Annotated in this window: 1 protein-coding gene; it reads right to left on the bottom strand. The window is 47.0% G+C overall.

The annotated features are described in order from the left end of the window. Positions 1–572, bottom strand: a 572-nt coding sequence (locus ABMQ40_RS16695) for a cbb3-type cytochrome c oxidase subunit I (RefSeq protein ID WP_370901649.1), incomplete at both ends; no start/stop codon positions are given.

Genomic DNA, 572 nt, shown 5'->3' on the forward strand with positions numbered 1-572 from the left:
TCCAGCCAGTTTTTCCAAACCAGTGTACCGTCCGGGTTGAACTGCTTCCACATCAGCCCTTGTGTGAATCCTGAGATATACATCGGTACAGCATAGAAGATGATCCCCAGAGTACCTAACCAGAAATGCCAGTTGGCTAATTTTACGGACCAAAGCCTGGTTCTCCACAGAATCGGGATCAGATAGTAAATAATTCCGAACGCCATGAAGCCGTTCCAACCAAGCGCGCCAATGTGTACATGCCCGATTACCCAATCTGTATAATGCCCTATTTTATTTAAGGATTTAGTTGCTAAGAGCGGTCCTTCAAAAGTTGCCATACCATAGCAGGTAACCGCTACTACAAAGAATTTAAGAATAGGATTCTCCCTTACCTTATCCCAGGCTCCTCTTAAAGTCAGAAGCCCGTTGAGCATTCCTCCCCATGACGGTGCGATAAGCATGATAGAGAAACCTGTTCCCAGAGCCTGGGCCCATGCCGGAAGCGCCGTGTACTGCAGGTGATGAGGGCCAGCCCATAGATATACGAAGATCAGTGACCAGAAGTGGATGATCGAAAGTTTATAAGAGAA

This window comes from Chryseobacterium gossypii (assembly GCF_041361455.1).
Classification (GTDB): domain Bacteria; phylum Bacteroidota; class Bacteroidia; order Flavobacteriales; family Weeksellaceae; genus Chryseobacterium; species Chryseobacterium gossypii.